Here is an 18,859-nt window from a genome sequence, read left to right as displayed (position 1 = left end):
TGGATCACAGACGCCGGGGCGCCCGGGGCGGGGGGTGGCGGACGTGTCCGCCGCCCCCCGACATACAGGTCGGAGACTGACCTATACGGCTCCTACCGTGGTTCTTGTCCGAGGGAACAGGAACGACCGAAGGTGGAGACCATGAACGTCAACGAGCTGGACCCGAGCGCTGCCGCTGCCCCCGCTGTCACCGGCGAGCGCGCCGACCTGCTGGAATCGCTGGCCAAGCAGCGGTACTTCCTGCGCTTCACCACCCGCGACCTCACCGACGAGCAGGCACGGCTGCGGAGCACCGCCGGTGTGCTGTGTCTGGGCGGCCTCATCAAGCACGTCACCTCGGTCGAGCGGAGCTGGGCGGGCTTCATCGTCAACGGCCCCTCGGCGATGCCGGACTTCACCGCCATGACCGAGGCCGACTTCGCGCGGCGGGCCGACGAATTCAAGCTGCTGCCCGGCGAGACGCTGGCGGGTGTGCTCGCCGACTACGCCGAAGCGGCCCGCCGGACCGACGAACTGGTGGCGACCGTGCCCGACCTGTCCCGCACCTGGCCCCTTCCGAAGGCCCCGTGGAACGAGCCCGGCAAGCACTGGTCGGTCCGCCAGGTGCTGATGCACATCGCCACCGAGACCGCCCAGCACGCCGGCCACGCCGACATCGTCCGGGAGTCGATCGACGGTGCGAAGAGCATGGGCTGACCGCTGGGGGTGTCCCGTCCGTCCGGTGGTTCCCCGGAAGCCCCCGCCCCGGGGGCGGGAACGCCGGGCGCCCGCCGTCCTCCCCGGTGGGGGCGGACGTCGGGCGTGCTCGGCGGGGGAGTGTTCCCCCGGGAGGATCAGGCCTGGGGCGCCGCGGCCTTGATGGCGGAGATGTCGAAGTTCAGCTTGACCTTGTCGCTGACCATCACGCCGCCGGTCTCCAGCGCCGCGTTCCAGGTCAGACCCCAGTCGGACCGCAGGATGTCCGCGCTGCCCTCGAAGCCGACGCGCTCGTTGCCGTACACGTCCGTCGCGGAGCCGTTGAACTCCAGGTCGATGGCGAGCGGGCGGGTGACGTCCTTGATCGTGAGGTCGCCGGTGACGCGGTACTTGTCGCCGCCGAGCTGCTCGGCCGCCGTCGAGCGGAACGTCATGAGGGGGAACTTCTCGGCGTCGAAGAAGTCGCCGCTGACCAGGTGGCCGTCGCGGTCGGCGATGCCGGTGTCCACGCTGGCGATCTTGACGTCGATGGAGGCGGCGGAGTTGGCCGGGTTGCTGCCGTCCAGCTTCAGGCTGCCCTCGTGCTCACCGAAGGAGCCGCGCACATTGGTGACCATCGCGTGACGGACGGTGAAGCCGATGCTGCTGTGTGCCGGGTCGATCGCGTAGTCGCCGGTGAGGGCGGCCAGGGCCGGGTCGACGACGGTGGTCGTGGCGGCGGGGGCGTCGTTGTTCTTGCGGTTGAACAGAGCCATGGCTCCTCCTCGGGGACGTGATCGAGCGGGGCTCGAGTAGTTGTTTAACCTTCAACGAGATTCACTGTAGACCCATCTTGTTCAAAGTTCAACATGTGCGGGCCCCGGCCGTTGCGGAAGAGGGTGGGGCGGAGGTGTGGGAGGGGTATGTATTCACGTGACTGTCACCGTGGGCCCTCTGGCGGACGCGCGTAGAACTCGGGCAGTATCTGCATGCCAACCTTGTCATGCACAGGAGGAATCCCCCCATGTTGTCCCGTATGACGCTGCGCCCCGTTCTGACCGTCCTCGCCCTCGTCCTCGGCGTCCTCTTCGCCCCGGGGATCGGTGTCGTCACCGGATCGACGGACGCCTACGCCGTCACCAAGCTCACCCACAGCCAGGCGACCGCCAGATTCAGCTCGTCCGGCGTCACCTGGTCGTCCTCCGGTGGCTGCTCCAACCGCAACGTCTCCACCTGTACGTCCTTCGATCAGCTCAACCTGCCGACGGCCCAGGGTGCCCAGACCCTCAAGAGCGCCACGGGCTGTGCGCTCAACATCACCGGCGGAACGGAGACCGGGCACGCCAGTGGCACGTACTCGCACTGGAACGGCTACAAGCTCGACTTCGCCAAGACCACCTGCCTCACCAACTACGTGCACGGAACGTTCAGTTACATCGGCGTGCGCGGTGACGGCGCGCCCCAGTACCAGTCCGGCTCCGGCAATGTCTACGCGGACGAGGGCAACCACTGGGACGTGACGTACTACAACTGCGGCGGCTGCTGAGCCGTTGGAGCGCGGCTTCGTCGCGCACGCCTTCCAGGCCCCCGTGTGAGAGGTGCCCCCGTCGACCGCGGCGGGGGCACCTCCCGTACCGGGGCTGTGTCGTGCGGGGGTGGCCGGGCCCGCCTGACACGAGTCAGCGAGATCAAGTTAGGGTAGCCTCACCTAACTAATCCGGAAGGTCTCCTGTGCCCATGTCTGCGCCCCCGTCCATCCCGCCGACCCGGCGAACCGTCCTGCGCGGTCTCGGGGCCGGTGCCGCCGCTGTCGGCGGCGTCGGTCTGCTGGCGTCCTGCTCGTCCCGCGAGGTGCGGGAAGCCGCGGCCTCGGCATCGCCGGCCGCCGGCTTCACCATCACCGACCAGCGCGGCAAGGAGATCGCCTTCGACGGCCCGGTCACGCGCATCGCCACCGCGATCATTCCCTCGCCCTCGATGCTCGCCGCGGTGGACGGCTCGTACGCCCGCATCATCGGCATCAACGAGTCCACCCTGACCGCCAATCGGCAGGGCATCTTCGGCACGGTCTTTCCGGAGTCGAAGAAGACCACCACCATCTGCGGCGCCGACTTCGTGCCCAACGTCGAGACCGTCATGGGACTCGAACCGGACGTGGTGCTCCAGTGGGCCGACATGGGGGACGAGATCATCAAGCCCCTGGAGGCCGCGGGGCTCAAGGTGATCGGCCTCACCTACGGAACCCAGAAGATGATGGAGACCTGGGTCACCGTCTTCGGCACCCTGCTCGGGAAGGACGAGCGGGCGGCCGCCCTCCTGGACTGGATGCACAAGGAGGAGGCGGCGGTCACCGCACTGGTGAAGCCCTATGCGCGGAGCGGCCGGCAGAAGGTCCTGTACCTCAAGGCGTCCGCCGACGGCTTCACCACCGCCACCGGTTCCGACTACGTCACGCACTGGACCGAGCTGGCGGGCGGCACCAACGTGGCCGCCGGCGTCGACGCCGCCGCTCCCCAGGTCTCCACCGAGCAGATCCTCGCCTGGGACCCGGAGGTGGTCTTCCTGTCCGCCTTCGACGAGAAGGCCCCCGCGGACCTCTACGCCGACAAGTCGCTGTCCGCCGTCCGGGCCGTCCGCGACCGGCGCGTCTACAAGGTGCCGCTGGGCGGCTACCGCTGGGACCCGCCGTGCTGCGAGTCCCCCCTGATGTGGCGCTGGGTGGCGCAGATCCTCCACCCGGAGACCGCGGGCCGCAACGGCCTGCGCGAGAAGATCAAGAGCACCTTCGAGCTGCTGTACGGGTACGACATCTCCGCCGCCCGGACGGACGAGGTGCTGCGCCTGGACCTGAACGCGAAGAGCGCGAACTATGCCGCATTCCGTGCCTGACGCGGGGGCACCGGCATCTGACGTCCCCGCTTCCGCCGTGCCTGACGTGGGGTCACCGGCGCACGCCGTCTCCGCTTCCGCCGTGCCTGACGTGGGGTCACCGGCGCCCGCTGTCCCCGCTTCCGCCGCGGTCGCCGACGGACCCCTCGCGGCGGGCACGGAGCCGAGGACGCGGCCCCGCGTCCCCCGGCTCGCCCTCCTCGCCGCCGCCACCCTGGTCATCGCCCTGGCCGCCCTGGCACTCGGGCGGTTCGTCGTCCCGCCCAACGAGATGGTGCGGATGCTCCTGGGCCAGGTGCTGCCCCTGGACCGGACATGGACGCCCACGGAGGAGACCGTCGTCCTCGATGTGCGGCTTCCCCGGGTCCTGCTGTCCCTGCTGGTCGGCGGCGGGCTCGCCCTCGGTGGCGCGGCCCTGCAGGGAGTCTTCCGCAACCCGCTGGTCAGCCCGGACGTCATCGGGGTGTCCTCCGGCGCCTCGTTCGGCGGTGTGCTGGCCCTTCTGATCGGGGCCGGCTCCGCGAGCGTGGTCGGCGGGGCGTTCGCCTTCGGAATGGCCGCGCTGGGCGCCGTCCTCCTGATCGGCCGGCTGAACAGCGGCAGCCCCGTCCTGATGATCGTGCTGGGCGGAACCGTCACCGGTGCCTTCTTCACCGCCCTGGTCTCGTTCCTGAAGTACGTCGCCGATCCCGAGTCCCAGCTGCCGTCGATCGTCTTCTGGCTGCTGGGGTCGCTGGCCACCGCCTCGTACGCCAAGGTGGCCACCGCCGCGGTCCCGGTCCTGCTGGGTGCCGCCGTCGTCCTCGCGCTGCGCTGGCGGCTGAACGTCCTCTCGCTGGGTGACGAGGACGCGGCGGCGCTGGGTGTGCCTCCGCGCACCACACGGCTGATGCTGCTCACGGCCGTCGCGCTGATGACCGCGGGATCGGTGGCCGTCGCCGGGCTGGTGGGCTGGGTGGGGCTCGTGGTGCCGCACCTGGCCCGGCTGTGGACCGGAACCGACCACCGGGCCCAACTGCCCGCCGCCTTCCTGATCGGCGGGGCCTACCTCACCCTCATCGACACCCTGTCGCGGACGATCACCGCGGCGGAGATGCCCCTCGGCATCCTGACCGCCGTGATCGGCGCACCGTTCTTCATCGGCCTGCTCGCCAGGTCCCGCAACCGGATGTGGTCCCAGTGATCGAAGCGCGCGGTCTCGGACACCGCTACACGAAGGACGCGTGGGTCTTCCGCGGCGTCGACGTCACCGCCCACGAGGGCCGGGTCCTCGCCGTGCTCGGCCCCAACGGGCGCGGCAAGTCCACACTGCTGCGCGCGCTCGCCGGCCTGCTCGCCCCCACCGAGGGGACCGTCACGGCCGACGCGCCGGTGGCCTATGTGCCGCAGTCGCACAGCGCCGGGTTCGCGTACCCGGTGGCCGACATGGTCCTCATGGGCCGCTCGCGTCATCTGAAGGCGTACGCGGTACCCGGCCGCCGCGACCGTGAACAGGCCCTCCTGGCCATGGAGCAGGTCGGAATCGCCCACATGGCGGACCGCTCGTACGCCGAACTCTCCGGCGGTGAACAGCAGATGGTGCTGATAGCCCGCGCGCTGGCCGCCCAGTGCCGGGTGATGGTGCTGGACGAGCCGGTCTCGGCGCTCGATCTCCGTAACCAGGCCAAGGTCCTGACGATCCTTCAGCAACTTGCCGCCGACGGCATGGGGATCGCCCTGACCACCCACCACCCGGACCACGCGCTGCATCTGGCGGACGACGCGGTGCTGGTCCTCGGCCCGGACGACGTGCGCACCGGTCCGGCGGCGCAGCTCCTGGACGCCTCCGCGCTCAGCGAGCTCTACGGCCTGCCGGTCACCACCGCACGGGTCGACGGGCCGCGCGGGCCGCGTACGGCCGTGGTCCCCGACCTCGGGCCCGGGCGCGCCCCGTCCGCCCTCCGCCCACCCCGTACCCGCGGCGCGGGCGCCCGCGAGGCCGCCCCGCCCGTCGACAAGGAGACCGCCGCATGACCTCCGCAGCCGCACTCCGGCCGTCGCCCGCCCGCCCGGGCGCCCCCACGGCGGAGACCTCCGTCCGGTACGTCACCATGGGCGCGTGTCCCGCCGTGGAGATCGCACCCGGCCGGTCCGTCACCACGCTCGACCTCTACGACCTCGACGCGGCGTCTCTCGCCGGGGTCACGGGCCTCATGTTCTCGCTCGGCTGCGACCAGATCTTCCTGGAACGGCGTCGCGCCCTCCTGGAGGACTTCGTCCGCGCCGGGGGCCGCGTCGTCGTCAACGGACACGTCGTCCGCCCCTTCCTGCCCGGCCTCTCCCCATGGCGGGCCATCGACCACCACGGACCCGGCGACCTGCGGATCACCCCGGTCACCCCGCACCCGGTGTGGGAGGGCGTCGACTTCGACGAGCTGCTGTTCCGCACCGGCGTCCCCGGCACGCCCCGGGGCACCGAGCTCGAACGGCTGGGGGTCGCGGGCTTCTACGGGCGCGGCTACCACTCCCGCGTACCCGGCGACGGGACCGTGATCAACGCCATCGGCCCTCACCGGCTGCCCCTGGACGTACTCGTTCCGCTGGGCGACGGGGCGGTCCTGGCCCACGCCGGCAACGACCTGCACGGATTCTGCGACCCCGACCGCTCCACCAGGAGTCTGGGGCCGCGCCTCCTCGACTGGCTGAAAGGCTCCCGGACATGAGCTCCGCCCCCCGCCTCGGATTTCTGCACACAGGCTCCTTCCACCAGCTGGCGACCCTCGCCGACCCCGCCGTACGCGCCTGGCGGCCCCGGGAGATCTACCTTCCCGAGGCGGCGGAGGACGACTTCGCCGGACTGGACACCCTGATCGTCTCCGACCGGCTCCATCCCGGTCTGCTGGCCCGCACGGCGCCCGCCCTCCTGCGGGTGGCGCACGAGGGCGGCACCGTCGTGGTGCTCGGTGAGAACGAGATCTCCGGCTGGCTGCCCGGACTGCGCGGCCACCTTCCGGCCGAGACCGACTTCTGGTGGTGGCGCACCGGAGGCGACAACGGTGTGCGGCTGAACCACCCCGGCCATCCGGCGTGGGACGCCCTGACGGAACGGGCCGTGCGCTGGCACTATCACGGGCTGCTGGAGCCCCCGGAGGGGGCGACGTCGCTCGTCCACACCGTCAAGGAGCGGGACGGCGAACCGGAGCGCCGTCAGGTCCTCCTCTACGAGGACCTGGTCTCCACCGCGGGCCGTCTGATCGTCACGACGATGGACCCGGTCTACCACCACGGCTCCCGCTTCATGCCCGGGGCGACGCAGCTGCTCTACGGCCTGCTGCGGTGGACCGGCACCCCGGTGCCGGCCGTCGTCGCCCGAGCGGGGCGGGCGGCGGCGCGCGGACCGGGGCCGGTGGCGTCGCCGGAACCGCCGGACGGAAGGACCGCCTGACGGAGGACCGCCGGGACGGAGGGAGGGACCCCCGTCCCGCCCGGACGGGGGTCCCTCCGGCCTTCGGGGGAGAAGCGGTCAGGAGCCCACGGTCACCGTGAAGCGCCTCGGGTTGCCGTCGTTGGCGGCGCCCGAGACGTCCGGCTCCCCGTCGGGGCGTACGTCGTCGTAGGGGAAGGCGTAGCCGATCGGGCTGTTGGCGTGGACGATGCGCGACCAGTGATTGGTCACCGCGCCCTGGTAGTAGTCCGCCACCGAGGTGCCGTTCGGCTGGTCGGGGTGGCTGAGCATGATCGAGCGGTTGAAGCCGGCCGCCAGCCGGGCCAGCAGGCCCTTCTTGTCGTCGGAGTCCGCCGGGTTGTTGGTGAACGGCCCGTGGTTGCAGGTGAAGATGTCCTTCGAGACGGGCTTGGAGAAGGTGTGCCCGCCGTTGAAGGTCAGGGTGTCGCCGCTGACCCGCCCGGTGAAGACGCCGCGTCCGCCCTGGAGGTCGATCCGCAGATCGGTCGAGCGGTACTTCTCCCAGACCTCGTCGATCTGCGCGGTGAACAGGTCGCGGAACGGCATCTGGTCCGGCCGGTCGAAGAACGGCGCCATCAGGTTCTGCGGCGAGATGACCCGCAGGACGCCGCCGTCCGCGCCCCGCGTCACCAGCTGGTCCCACGGCTGCCCGTCGGCCGCGGCCTGGGCGGTGAGGCCGTCGGCGATCCGCTGGACGGCGCCGTCCGGGAGCGGGGCCACCGTGTGCGTGCTGTCGCCCTCCAGTTTCAGCCCGATCGGCAGCGCCGTCACCAGGTCGACATAGCTGATGTTCGCGTACAGCTGCTGCGGATTGAAGGTGAACTCGCAGAACGACCAGGTGCGCCCGTAGTTGGCGTCGGTGGACGTGGCGAAGGCCGGTTCGACCAGGGCCGGGCCCGGGTTGAGGTAGAAGTCCAGGGTGCTGTCGCGGACGAAGTAGACCCGGGCCCCGTACATCTGGGGAAGCGTCAGGACCACCGGAGCGCCGCCCGCGCCGTTCAGCGGGATGGCGCAGTCGACCGGCAGCGGGGTCTGCGGTGCGGCGGGGGAGTCGGGGCGGTAGACGCTGCCGTCCGCCCGCAGCAGCACCCAGCGGTCGGTGCCCTGTTCGTGGCCGGTGACATAGGCGTTGACCCGGCCGGGCAGGGACTTGTTCTCCAGGGCCAGTTCGCAGGTGGCGGCGGCCGCCGACGCGCTCGGGCTCAGCGCGCTGCCCCAGAGGGGGTAGGTGAGTGCGGTCGCGGAGGCGGCGACGCCGCCCGAGAGGAACATTCTGCGCGAAATCATCAGGTGACTCCGGGGGTGTGGGGGGGGGGCGCGGACGGGACGGTCGTGAGGGGAGGCGCAACGGGGGCGTCCGCGGTGCGCACCACTTTCGCGACGGCCGGGGCGGCCGTCAAGACTTGTGACTGAGAGCGCTCTCAAAAGAAGGAAGCCTTTACAACTCGACCCAGGTGAACGGTATTTACCGGGGGAGACCGCGAACTCCCGATGTTTTCGCGGTCAGAAGCCGAACGCGGTGACCGTGGGGCCCGCGCACACCCCACTTGGACTTACGCAGCGCGGTTGTTGGACTGGAGGCGCCCTCGGGGCCGTACGTCGTTGACGCTGTCCCGACCAGGCGACTACGCAGAGCACATGTCGCCAAGATTCACTTCGGTGGGCGCCGCAGCCGCCGCCTCAGCAGCCGTCCTGGCTCTGGTGGGGACCGCCCTCCCCGCCTCAGCCGCCGCTCCCGCTCCCGCCCCGGCCGGATCCGCCGTTCCGGCGGACGCGCCCGTCATCGGATCGGCGCAGCTCGCCGTCGCCGTGGCCGACGACTTCCCCCGCGTCCTCGCGTACACCGACCGTGCCACCGGAGCCCGGCTGTCCGGCAGCACCCGGCCGGTCACCGCCGTCACCCTGAACGGCACCGCGCACCCGGTGGGGCTCAAGGGCGCCCCCGTGATCACCGGATCGGCCGCCCGCTACACGCTCGTCTTCGCCGATCTGCCCGGCGTCGAGATCGACGCCTCGCTCTCGGTCTCCGGGCGCGCCATCACCTTCAGGGTGACCGCGGTCCGCGACACCGGGGCCTTCCGGGTCGGCACGATCGACATCCCCGGCCACGACCTCGTCTCCGTCGCGAGCACCGACACCGGGGCCGCGACCGCCTTCACGAAGCTCGACCCCGACTCGACGAGGACAGCCGACGTCTTCGCGAAGGTCACCGACGCCACCGAGGCCGACGCCGCACCGGCCGGCGGCACCTACGCGATCGTCAACACCGGATCGCTCGCCGCCGCCGTCGAGTCCAACTCCTCGTACGACAAGCCCTCCGGCGCCACCGGCGGCGACGACGCCCGCTTCTGGCACCAGGCCCGCAAGGACGACGACGGCGCCACCCGCGTCGGTGTGTGGTCCGGCCAGTGGACCTACCGGGGCGAGGGCGCGCCGAAGCCCGAGAGCGGCGACAACCTCCCCTGGGCGAAGGTCGTCGTCACCCCCGACGCCAACGGCGACGGGACCGTCGACTGGCAGGACGGCGCCGTCGCCTTCCGCTCCATCGGCGTGGTCGCGCCGGGCAGCAAGGACACCGCGGACCGGGTGATCACCCACATCCCGTTCAACTTCGCCAGCCAGGCCACCCACCCCTTCCTGCGCACCCTCGACGACGTCAAGCGGATCTCCCTCGCCACGGACGGCCTCGGCCAGCTCGCGCTGCTCAAGGGGTACGCCTCCGAAGGCCACGACTCCGCCCACCCCGACTACGGCGGCAACTACAACAAGCGGGCCGGCGGGCTGAAGGACCTCAACGCACTCCTGAAGGACGGCAAGAAGTGGGGCGCCACCTTCGGCGTGCACGTCAACGCCACGGAGGCCTACCCCGAGGCGAAGGCGTTCGACGAGAACCTCGTCGACAAGTCGAAGCCCGGCTGGAACTGGCTCAACCAGAGCTACTACATCGACCAGCGCCGCGACATCAACAGCGGTGACCTGGCCAAGCGCTTCCAGCAGCTGCGCGACGAGACGAACAGCAACCTCAGCATGCTGTACATCGACGTCTACTACTCGCACGGCTGGATCGCCGACAAGACCCTCCAGTCGCTCCAGAAGCAGGGCTGGAACGTCTCCAGCGAATGGGCCGACAAGTTCGAACGCGGCTCGCTCTGGTCGCACTGGGCCAACGACCTCGACTACGGCGGCGCGACCAACAAGGGCCTCAACTCGCAGATCATCCGGTTCATCCGCAACGGCGAGAAGGACGTCTGGAACAACGACCCGGTACTCGGCCAGAGCGCCATCGACGAGTTCGAGGGCTGGACGGGCGAGACCGACTGGAACTCCTTCTACGACAACATCTGGCAGCGCAACCTGCCCGCCAAGTACCTCCAGCAGCAGAAGATCACCCGCTGGAACGGCAACGACATCACCTTCACCGGATCGGTGCGCGGCACGGTCGAGGACGGGAAGCGGACCTTCTACGACCACGGCCGCAAGGTGCTCAGCGGCACCGACTACCTGCTGCCGTGGGACGGCGGCAAGAAGCTGTACCACTACAGCGAGTCCGGCGGTACGAGCAGCTGGGCGGTGCCCTCCACGGGCACGTACACCGTCTACGAGCTCACCGACAACGGCCGGGTCAGGACCGGCACGGTCCGCCCCGTCGACGGGAGGATCACGCTGACGGCAAAGGCCGGACAGCCGTACGTCCTCTACCCGGACAAGGCGCCGAAGGCCGCCGACGCCAAGTGGGGCGAGGGAACCCCCGTCGCCGACCCCGGCTTCAACGACAACGCGCTGACCGCCTGGTCGAAGACCGGCACCGCCGCCCGCGACACCGACGCCCAGGGCCGCAACAGCGCCGAGCTGTCCGGCACCCCGGCCGCCGCGCTCTCCCAGCGCGTCACCGGCCTGAAGCCCGGCGCCCGCTACACCGCGTCCGCCCTCATCGAGGTGCAGCCCGGGAAGACCCGGCACACCACGCTCTCGGCCGGCGGGAAGTCCGTCTCCGTGGACCGCTCCACCGCCAGGGACTACGTCGCCGCCTCCGACTGGCACGGCACGTACTTCCAGCGGGCGAAGGTGAACTTCACCGCGCCGGCGAACGGGCGCACCACCCTGCGCATCGAGGCCGCGGGCGGCAGCGCGGCGACCGTCCGCGCCGATGACGTACGCATCGTCGCCAACGCGCCCGCCACCATGAAGAACACCGTCGTCCACGAGGACTTCGAGGACGTCGACCAGGGCTGGGGCCCCTTCCTCAAGGGCGACGCCGGCGGCTCGACCGACCCCCGCACCAGCGTCTCCCAGCCGCACGCCCCGTACACCCAGGCCGGCTGGAACGGAAAGCTCGTCGACGACGTGCTCGGCGGCAAGGAGTCCCTCAAGGCCCACGAGGAGAACACCGGGCTCGTCTACCGCACCGCCCCCTGGACCGTCCCGATGACCGACGGCCACCGCTACCGGGTCGAGTACGACTACCAGTCCAGCCACGCCGGTGCCTACGAGTGGGTCGACGGCTACGACCGGATCACCGCGGAGGGCAGCCCCGAGTCCGTCGAGACCCGGGCCACCGCGATCGGCGCACAGCACACCACCGGGCACTTCACCGAGACCGTCACGGCGGGCTGCGGCGACACCTGGACCGGTCTGCGCAAGCGCGGCGACGCCCCCGACGGCGCCGACTTCGTCCTCGACGGCTTCACCGTGACCGACCTGGGCGCGGCCCCGGCCGGTGAGCAGGCCGCCTGCGGCACCCTCACCCTGGACCCGGGCGCCGAGACCCTGGAGCCCGGCACCGCCAACACCGTGAAGGCGAGCTTCACCAACTACGAGGCCACCGCCGCCACCGGCGTCACGGTCGGCCTCACCCTCCCCGAGGGCTGGAAGGCAGAGCCCGCGGGCGCCGTCACCTTCGACTCGGTCGCGGCCGGCGCGAGGGCCACCGCGAGCTGGCGGGTCACCCCGCCGGTGGACGCCGAGTACCGGACGTACACGATGGGCTCCGAGGCGTCGTACACCGTCGGCGGCGCGCGGCGCACGCTCGGCGCGCAGACCTCCGTACGCACCCTGCCGCCGCCCCCCACCACCGACAGCTGGGCCAGTGACCTGGACTGGACGGCCTCCTCGAACGGCTGGGGACCGGTCGAGCGCGACCTCTCCAACGGTGAGACCGGCACCGGTGACGGCACCCCGCTGACCATCGGCTCCACCGTGTACGAGAAGGGCCTCGGCACCCACGCACCGGCGAAGGTCCGCTACTACCTGGGCGGCAGGTGCACCTCCTTCACCGCCGAGGTGGGCGTCGACGACGTGCAGAGGAGCGCGGGCAGCGTGCGGTTCTCCGTGACGGCCGACGGCACCGAGAAGGTGAAGTCGCCCGTCCTCAGGGCCGCCGACACCGCCTGGTCGCTGACGGCGGACGTCACCGGCGCGAAGTACGTCGAGCTGATCGCCGGTGACGGCGGCGACGGCAACGGGAACGACCACGCCGACTGGGGCAGCGCCCGCTTCCACTGCGGAGGCTGAACGGCTCCATGAGGCAAGGGCGGGGCCTCTGGCGGCCCCGCCCTTCCGCGCACCATCCTTTGCAGGCCCCCCACCACGCGCTCACCGGAGGTAGCCCCGTGCCGATCCTGCCCGACTGGTCCCGCCGTGCCTTTCTCGCCACCGGCAGCGCCACCGCACTCGGTCTGGCGCTCGCCCCGGCCGCCCGCGCGGCACAGGACGAGTTCGAGACGCTCCGGCTGCGCTGGAACGACCTCTCGCTCGGCACCGGCTACGACCCCGCCACCGAGCCCTACGCCTCCAAGCTGGCCGAGACCGGTGAACTCGCCTCGGAGTTCCGCTCGACGATGGCCCCGGCCGCCGGCTCCCTCTGGGCGGGCCACACCTTCGACCCGCCGTCCGGCATCACCTGGAGCTACGGCCGGCTGTGGACGATGACCCAGGCCTACGCCCAGCAGGACACCGGTCACACGGGCGACGCGAGCCTGCTCGCCGACATCGTCCGAGGCCTGGACCACCTCTCCGCGACGGTCTACAACCCGGCCACCACCCGGTACGGGAACTGGTGGGAATGGCAGATCGGCAGCCCGCGCCTGCTCATGGACATCGTCTCCGTCCTCCGCCCCCACCTCGGCGAGGAGCGCGTCGCGGCCGCCTGCGCCGCCGTCGACCACTTCATCCCCGACACCATGCTCACCGACTACAGCGGCACCTCGACCGGTGCCAACCGGGTCGACCTGTGCCGCTCCGTCGCCCTGCGCGGCATCCTCGGCCGGGACGCCACGAAGACCGCGCTCGCGCGCGACGCCCTCTCGCCCGTCTTCCCGTACGTGACCGAGGGCGACGGTCTCTACGCCGACGGCTCGTTCGTCCAGCACACCTGGGTCGCCTACTCGGGCACCTACGGCCAGGTCATGCTCGACGGTCTCGGCCGGCTCTTCGCGCTGCTGGCCGGCTCCACCTGGGCGGTCACCGACCCCGGCCGGCAGATCATCCTGGACAGCGTGGAGCACGCCTACGCCCCGCTCATCCACGACGGTCTGATGATGGACAGCGTCAACGGCCGTGCCATCAGCCGGGGTCTGCTGAAGAGCGACGAGCTCCGGATCATGCGCAGCGACCACTTCCACGGCCAGGGGCTGATCGCCGCCGTCGCGCTGCTCGCGGGCGGCGCCTCCGCCGCCGAACGAGACCGGTGGAACGGCATGATCAAGGGCTGGATCGAACGGGACACCGTCAGCCCGGTCCTCGCCGCCCCGCAGTTCGGGGTCGCCGACCTGTCCCGGCTGCGGGCGGCGGCCGACGCACCCGTCCCGGCCGCACCCGAACCCGTCGGCCACACCCTGTTCGCGGCGATGGACCGGGCCGTGCACCGCCGCCCCGGCTGGGTCGCGAACCTCGCCATGTCCTCGGAGCGGATCAGCGCGTACGAATGCGGCAACGGCGAGAATCCGCGCGGCTGGCACACCGGGGCCGGAATGCTCTACTGGTGGGCCGGACCGGCGGGCGGCGGCCAGTACACCGACTGGTTCTGGCCCACCGTCGACTGGTACCGGCTGCCCGGCACCACCGTCTCCACCAAGCGGCTCGCCGACCGGGCCGGCGGCGAGTGGGGCGAGCCACGGCCGGCCGTCCAGTGGGTCGGCGGCGCGCACGACGGGGAGTTCGCCGCCGTCGGACAGCATGTGAAGGGCCTCGGCTCCACCCTGGAGGCCCGCAAGTCCTGGTTCTGCGCGGCGGACGCGGTCATCTGCCTCGGCGCCGGCATCACCGCCGCCGACGGGGTCCCCGTCGAAACGGTCGTCGACAACCGCAACCTCGGCCCGGACGGCACCCAGGTCCTCACCGTCGAGGACCGCGCGCACCCCCGCTGGGCCCATCTGGAGGGACACGGCGGCTGGGTACTGCCCGGCGGCGCCGCACTGCGCACCCTGCGCGAGGCCAGGACCGGCGCCTGGTCCGACATCAACACCACCAGCTCCACCGAGCGGCAGACCCGCCACTGGCAGACCCTCTGGCTCGACCACGGCACCGACCCGGCCGACGCCGGCTACCTCTACCTGCTGATGCCCGGCGCGTCCCGCCGTACCGTCGCCGCCCGCGCGGCAGACCGGCACTGGCTGACGGTGCTCGCCAACACCGCCGCCGCCCAGGCCGTCGCCGTGCGCTCGCTCGGGCTGACCGCCGCCAACTTCTGGCAGCCGGGCGCGGCCGGACGGCTCTCCTCGACCGGACCCGCCAGTGTGCTCGTACGCGAGGGCCGGAGCACGACGGCCGTCCGGGTCAGCGGGCCCGACCGGAGCGGCACACCCTTCGAAGTGGTCTGGGACCGGCCGGTGCGCGAGGCGTTCCCGGCGGATCCGGGCATCGAGGTCCGCGCCACCGGCCGGCGGCTCGTGCTGGGCGTGGACCCGGGGACGGCGGGGGCCACCCTGCGGTGCGACGTCCGGTGACGGTGTGGGCGGGCCACCCCGCGGTGCGATGTCCGGTGGCGGCGGGGAGCGTTTCGGGGTGGCTGAGCCCGGCCCGCTCGCACTGACGCACTGGGCCGTAATCCGTTGGGCCGGAGTGTGCGCGCAGTCTGGGAATGGTGACCCGTGCGCGCGTACTCTCGGTAGCTATGGGGGAGTTGAGAGCGGACTGGCGGCTCCGGTTACGCCGGGGCGACGCGCGCGGGGCCGTGTACGGGGCAGGGGTGCTGATCACCCAGGACCGGATGCTGACCTGTGCCCACGTCGTCGGTGACCCGGCCACCCGGATGTGGGTGGAGTTCGCCGAGAACCCCGGCATCCCGCCGGTCGCCGCCAGGGTCGCCCCTGACGGCTGGCTCCCGGGCCTCGACGGGGGCGACCGCGAGGACGTCGCCGTGCTCGCCCTCGAAAGCCCCCGCCCGCAGGCGGCACCCGCACCTCTCGGCCGGGCGCTGGAGCGCGGCCGTGACGTCTGGATCTGCGGCTACGCACAGGGCTTCGACGACGGGATGTGGCTGAGCGGCCGGATCGGCGGACTGCACGGGGACCGGGTGCAGCTCGCCGCGGGGACCCGCGCCGGGGCGGTGCGTCCCGGGTTCGGCGGCGCCGCCGTCCAGGTCCGGGGCGAGCGGCAGGGCGCCGAAGAGGTCGTCGGCCTGGTCGTCGGCCGGCGCGACCACCCGGGACCGGTCCCGCCCGACGGGAACGACCTGGCGTTCTCCTACATGATCCCCGTCGACCGCATCGCCGCACTCGTCCCGCTGGTCGCCGAACTGAGCGGTCCGGACGGCTGGGACCGCGGACTGGAGCGGCGCCTCCGGCACTGGTTCGACGGCGGCGAGGAGCCCTCCGTGCGCTTCGGCGTCATCGCCCGGGGCACCGGCCGCGACCGGGTCCTCCAGCACCAGCTGCACCGCGCCCACCTCGTCTTCAAGGGCCCGAGCACCCGGCCCGAGGAGCTCGTCGACACCCTGGTGGCACAGCTGCGACCACCTCGGTACCAGCGCAACGCCTACCGCGACTGGCTGCTGGAGGGCGGCACCGTCCCGGAACGCACGGGCGGCGGCCTGCCCTCCGGATCGGGCCCCGTACTCGCCGTGGTCGGCCTGGACGAAGCCGGCGACCCCCGCGCCCTGGTGCGACTGCTGGCACGCGTGCGCGTCCTCGGATTCCGGCTCCTGGTCGTCCACCGGGGCAGCGAGGGGGCCGGGCTGACCGAGGTGGCACGGCACCTGCTGCTGCCCGCCCTGGAGGAGCGCGCCGAGGAGCTGGTGCACCGGGTCGAGCGCGCCGAGCGTGAGTGGGCCGGCCTGCGGGGCATGGTGGCCTCGTCCTCGCTTCCCCCGCTGCCCCCGGTCGGCTCGGCTGCCCGCCGTCACCGTCTGCGCGAACTGAAACTGCTGGCCGACCCGCAGGACCAGCTGGCCGAACTGAAGCAGCTGTTGCGGGAGTTACGCGACGACCTCGCCCGGTCGACCGGCTCCGGCTCCGGCCCCGGCGCCCCACCCGGCCGGCACACCGGGCACGGCCCGACGGAGCGCCCATGAGGATTCCCTGCCCGCACCGCCGCTTCACCGGCGCCCCCTGCGACGGCGCCGTCCTGTCGACCGGCTACTGCGACACCTGCGGACGCGGGGAGGGCGCGCACGGACTGCCGCCGCTGCCCACCGCCCCGGAGCGGCACGGCCCCGAGGGACTGCTCGAACTGCCGCTGCTGGAAACCGGCAGCCCGGCCGAGCGCCTGGCCGCCGAGCAGCCGCTGCGCATCGTGATGACCTGCTCGGCCGAGGCCTGCCACACCGCGTTCGTCCCGCCGCTCACGGCCGCCCCGCCCCCGGACAAGGGGTACTGCCCCCAGTGCGGTGTCCCGTACTCCTACCGCCCCGAGCTGACGAAGGACGAGCTGCTCCAGGACCAGTACCGGATCTGCGGCCCCATCGCCCACGGAGGCCAGGGCTGGGTCTATCTGGCGGAGGACACCCACCTGGAGGACTTCGTCGCGGTCAAGGGCCTCCTCAACCGCTACGCGGAACGCGGCGCGGCCCAGGCCGGTGAGGAGCGCCGCACCCTGGTCGCGATCCGCCACGAACGCATCGTCCAGATCCGCGACTTCGTCAGCACCCGCACGGACGGCACCGTCTCCGGCGGCTACATCGTCATGGAGGACGTCGGCGACCGGACCCTGTCCGCCATCGTCGAGTCGACCCGGCAGGGCGCCTTCGTCCTCGACATCGAGCACGTCATCACCTACGGCTGCCAGATCCTGGAGGCCCTCGCCCATCTGCACGGCATGGGGTTCCTGTACGGAGACATGAAGCCGTCCAACGTCATCCACCACCGCGACGGCATCAAGGTCATCGACCTCGGAGGGGTCCGCAAGGAGGGGGCCACCGACCCGCCGCCGGTGACCACGCAGGGGTACGCCGCCCCGGAGACGGAGGGAGGAGGCCCGCTCACCGTCGCGCACGACGTGCACACGGTCGGGGTCACCCTGGCCGAACTGGCGCGCTGGGCCGTCGGCGACGACGTGCCGGGGCTCGGTATCAGTTCGTTCCGGCTGGCCGTGGAACGGGCGACTGCCCACGACCCGGAGCGCCGGTTCGGATCCGCCGACGACATGGCCGTCCAGCTGCGCGGGGCGCTGCGCGAGATCCGGGCCCTGCGCGGCAAGCGCGACCAGCCCGAACCCTCCGCGTACTTCACCCCCTCCACCGAACTGCTCGGTTCGCGCCTGGGTTCGGTGCCCGACTACGCGCACTGGCTGCGCCGCCCGCTGTACTCCCGCCGGGAGACGCCACCGGCGCCCGTACTCGACCCCGGACGGCCCACCCCGACCGAGATCGCCCGCAGGCTGCCGGTGCCCCGGCCCTATCCGAAGGACCCGCAGGCAGCCTGGTTCGGGGTCAGCAGCTACGACCCGGCGCAGCCGCTGACCCAGCCGGACCACGGGGAGCGGTCGGTGGAGATCTGCCTGCACAACGCCCGGCTGCTGCTCGGCCAGGACAGCGGCGAGGCGCTGGTGGCGGCGCGCGAACAGGTACAGGCCGCTGCCGCCATACCGGGCCCGGGCCCGGTCCGGCAGTGGCGGCTCAGCTGGCACTGGGGGCTCGTCGCACTGCGCAGCGCCGATGTGCAGGACGACCGGCAGCCGATGCTCGAAGCGGCCCTTGAGCACTTCTCGGCCGTGCACCGGGCGCTTCCGGGCGAGTACGCGGCCAAGCTGGCCCTGGCGTACTGCGCGGAACAGCTCGGCGAGAGCCGTTCGGCCGGGGCCGGCCCCTCGGCGTACGAACTCTTCCGGGCCGTGCACGCCCGTAACCCCTCGCACGTCGGGGCGGCCCTGGGGCTGGCCAGGATCGCTCTGGCGCGCGGTGACCGGGCCGCGGCGACCGAGGTCCTCGGCCTGGTGCCCGACGAGTCGCGGGACCACGCCGTCGCCCGGATCGCCGCCCTGCGCATCCGGGCGGCGCGGCTCGCGACGGGGGAGCGGCCGCTGCCCGGGGAGGCGGAGATCGACGCCTGTCTCAGCGCCCTCGCGCCGGGGCCCGGCATGCCCGCCCCGGTGGTCGCGGGGGACGAGGCGGCCTGGCTGCTGCGGACCGAGCTGTACGAATGGAAGCTCGACGCCGTCCGGGCCAGGGGGCCGGTGGCCGCGCGGTCCCGGGGCGGCCTGCTGAGGATCGGGCTGCCGCCCCCGGCCGTGCCCGGCGAGCAGGCGGTACGGGAGCAACTGGAACAGTGCTACCGCTGGCTGGCCCGGCAGCGGCAGGCACCGGCCGAGTACGAACGGCTGATCGACCTGTCGCACGCGGTCCGCCCGCAGACCCGCTTCTGAGGGGCGAGCCCCAGGGACCCGCCCCGGACGGGCGAGGCCCATGGACCCGCTTCT

13 protein-coding genes are annotated in these 18,859 nt (G+C 72.2%); 11 read left to right on the top strand and 2 right to left on the bottom strand.

What is annotated here, in order from left to right:
• Window positions 1–141 precede the first annotated feature (141 nt).
• Window positions 142–696, top strand: a complete 555-nt coding sequence (locus ACZ4LX_RS11100; RefSeq protein WP_467640999.1) for a DinB family protein — start codon at window positions 142–144, stop codon at window positions 694–696.
• Between the two features lie 137 nt (window positions 697–833).
• Here the strand turns inward: ACZ4LX_RS11100 and ACZ4LX_RS11095 are convergent, their stop codons facing one another.
• Window positions 834–1,451 (bottom strand): YceI family protein, encoded by a 618-nt coding sequence (locus ACZ4LX_RS11095; protein ID WP_467640996.1) that lies wholly within the window; start codon window positions 1,449–1,451, stop codon window positions 834–836.
• A gap of 248 nt (window positions 1,452–1,699) precedes the next feature.
• On the opposite strand from ACZ4LX_RS11095, the gene ACZ4LX_RS11090 reads away from it, so the two are divergent.
• From ACZ4LX_RS11090 to ACZ4LX_RS11065, 6 genes are all read left to right on the top strand, one after another.
• The gene (locus tag ACZ4LX_RS11090) at window positions 1,700–2,221 is read left to right on the top strand and encodes a hypothetical protein (protein ID WP_467640993.1); all 522 of its coding nucleotides are present in this window, start codon (window positions 1,700–1,702) and stop codon (window positions 2,219–2,221) included.
• 191 nt (window positions 2,222–2,412) lie between these two features.
• The gene (locus tag ACZ4LX_RS11085; RefSeq protein WP_467640990.1) at window positions 2,413–3,564 is read left to right on the top strand and encodes an ABC transporter substrate-binding protein; all 1,152 of its coding nucleotides are present in this window, start codon (window positions 2,413–2,415) and stop codon (window positions 3,562–3,564) included.
• An 82-nt stretch (window positions 3,565–3,646) separates the two neighbouring features.
• The gene (locus ACZ4LX_RS11080; protein ID WP_467640987.1) at window positions 3,647–4,747 is read left to right on the top strand and encodes a FecCD family ABC transporter permease; all 1,101 of its coding nucleotides are present in this window, start codon (window positions 3,647–3,649) and stop codon (window positions 4,745–4,747) included.
• On the top strand, window positions 4,744–5,577 hold the full coding sequence (locus ACZ4LX_RS11075; RefSeq protein ID WP_467640984.1) for an ABC transporter ATP-binding protein: 834 nt from the start codon (window positions 4,744–4,746) through the stop codon (window positions 5,575–5,577). The genes ACZ4LX_RS11080 and ACZ4LX_RS11075 overlap by 4 nt, the downstream gene beginning before the upstream one ends.
• The gene (locus ACZ4LX_RS11070; protein WP_467640981.1) at window positions 5,574–6,266 is read left to right on the top strand and encodes a hypothetical protein; all 693 of its coding nucleotides are present in this window, start codon (window positions 5,574–5,576) and stop codon (window positions 6,264–6,266) included. The genes ACZ4LX_RS11075 and ACZ4LX_RS11070 overlap by 4 nt, the downstream gene beginning before the upstream one ends.
• Window positions 6,263–6,988: a hypothetical protein gene (locus ACZ4LX_RS11065; RefSeq protein WP_467640978.1), complete on the top strand. Its 726-nt coding sequence runs from the start codon at window positions 6,263–6,265 to the stop codon at window positions 6,986–6,988. Before ACZ4LX_RS11070 ends, ACZ4LX_RS11065 begins: the two co-directional genes overlap by 4 nt.
• A 78-nt stretch (window positions 6,989–7,066) precedes the next feature.
• Here ACZ4LX_RS11065 and ACZ4LX_RS11060 read toward each other — a convergent pair whose 3' ends face one another.
• On the bottom strand, window positions 7,067–8,296 hold the full coding sequence (locus ACZ4LX_RS11060) for a glycoside hydrolase family 64 protein (RefSeq protein ID WP_467640975.1): 1,230 nt from the start codon (window positions 8,294–8,296) through the stop codon (window positions 7,067–7,069).
• 351 nt (window positions 8,297–8,647) lie between these two features.
• Here ACZ4LX_RS11060 and ACZ4LX_RS11055 point away from each other — a divergent pair, with 351 nt between their 5' ends.
• The 4 genes from ACZ4LX_RS11055 to ACZ4LX_RS11040 all read left to right on the top strand — a co-directional run bounded on the left by ACZ4LX_RS11055 (window position 8,648) and on the right by ACZ4LX_RS11040 (window position 18,805).
• The gene (locus tag ACZ4LX_RS11055; RefSeq protein ID WP_467640973.1) at window positions 8,648–12,520 is read left to right on the top strand and encodes an endo-alpha-N-acetylgalactosaminidase family protein; all 3,873 of its coding nucleotides are present in this window, start codon (window positions 8,648–8,650) and stop codon (window positions 12,518–12,520) included.
• 107 nt (window positions 12,521–12,627) lie between these two features.
• The gene (locus ACZ4LX_RS11050; protein WP_467641163.1) at window positions 12,628–14,952 is read left to right on the top strand and encodes a polysaccharide lyase 8 family protein; all 2,325 of its coding nucleotides are present in this window, start codon (window positions 12,628–12,630) and stop codon (window positions 14,950–14,952) included.
• Window positions 14,953–15,119: 167 nt separating this feature from the next.
• Window positions 15,120–16,517 (top strand): S1 family peptidase, encoded by a 1,398-nt coding sequence (locus ACZ4LX_RS11045; RefSeq protein ID WP_467640970.1) that lies wholly within the window; start codon window positions 15,120–15,122, stop codon window positions 16,515–16,517.
• On the top strand, window positions 16,514–18,805 hold the full coding sequence (locus ACZ4LX_RS11040; RefSeq protein WP_467640968.1) for a serine/threonine protein kinase: 2,292 nt from the start codon (window positions 16,514–16,516) through the stop codon (window positions 18,803–18,805). Before ACZ4LX_RS11045 ends, ACZ4LX_RS11040 begins: the two co-directional genes overlap by 4 nt.
• Window positions 18,806–18,859: the final 54 nt, after the last annotated feature.

The organism is Streptomyces sp. NPDC026062 (assembly GCF_055568375.1).
Note: the sequence above shows the minus strand (reverse complement) of the source record. Positions and strands in the feature narration are given on the sequence as shown.

What these genes read in the sequence shown, in the direction of transcription:
- ACZ4LX_RS11090 (WP_467640993.1), top strand. Translation starts at nt 1,700, where the DNA reads ATGTTGTCCCGTATGACGCTGCGCCCCGTTCTGACCGTCCTCGCCCTC.
- ACZ4LX_RS11095 (WP_467640996.1), bottom strand. Translation starts at nt 1,451, where the DNA reads ATGGCTCTGTTCAACCGCAAGAACAACGACGCCCCCGCCGCCACGACC.
- ACZ4LX_RS11065 (WP_467640978.1), top strand. Translation starts at nt 6,263, where the DNA reads ATGAGCTCCGCCCCCCGCCTCGGATTTCTGCACACAGGCTCCTTCCAC.
- ACZ4LX_RS11045 (WP_467640970.1), top strand. Translation starts at nt 15,120, where the DNA reads ATGGGGGAGTTGAGAGCGGACTGGCGGCTCCGGTTACGCCGGGGCGAC.
- ACZ4LX_RS11055 (WP_467640973.1), top strand. Translation starts at nt 8,648, where the DNA reads ATGTCGCCAAGATTCACTTCGGTGGGCGCCGCAGCCGCCGCCTCAGCA.
- ACZ4LX_RS11040 (WP_467640968.1), top strand. Translation starts at nt 16,514, where the DNA reads ATGAGGATTCCCTGCCCGCACCGCCGCTTCACCGGCGCCCCCTGCGAC.
- ACZ4LX_RS11100 (WP_467640999.1), top strand. Translation starts at nt 142, where the DNA reads ATGAACGTCAACGAGCTGGACCCGAGCGCTGCCGCTGCCCCCGCTGTC.
- ACZ4LX_RS11060 (WP_467640975.1), bottom strand. Translation starts at nt 8,296, where the DNA reads ATGATTTCGCGCAGAATGTTCCTCTCGGGCGGCGTCGCCGCCTCCGCG.
- ACZ4LX_RS11070 (WP_467640981.1), top strand. Translation starts at nt 5,574, where the DNA reads ATGACCTCCGCAGCCGCACTCCGGCCGTCGCCCGCCCGCCCGGGCGCC.
- ACZ4LX_RS11085 (WP_467640990.1), top strand. Translation starts at nt 2,413, where the DNA reads ATGTCTGCGCCCCCGTCCATCCCGCCGACCCGGCGAACCGTCCTGCGC.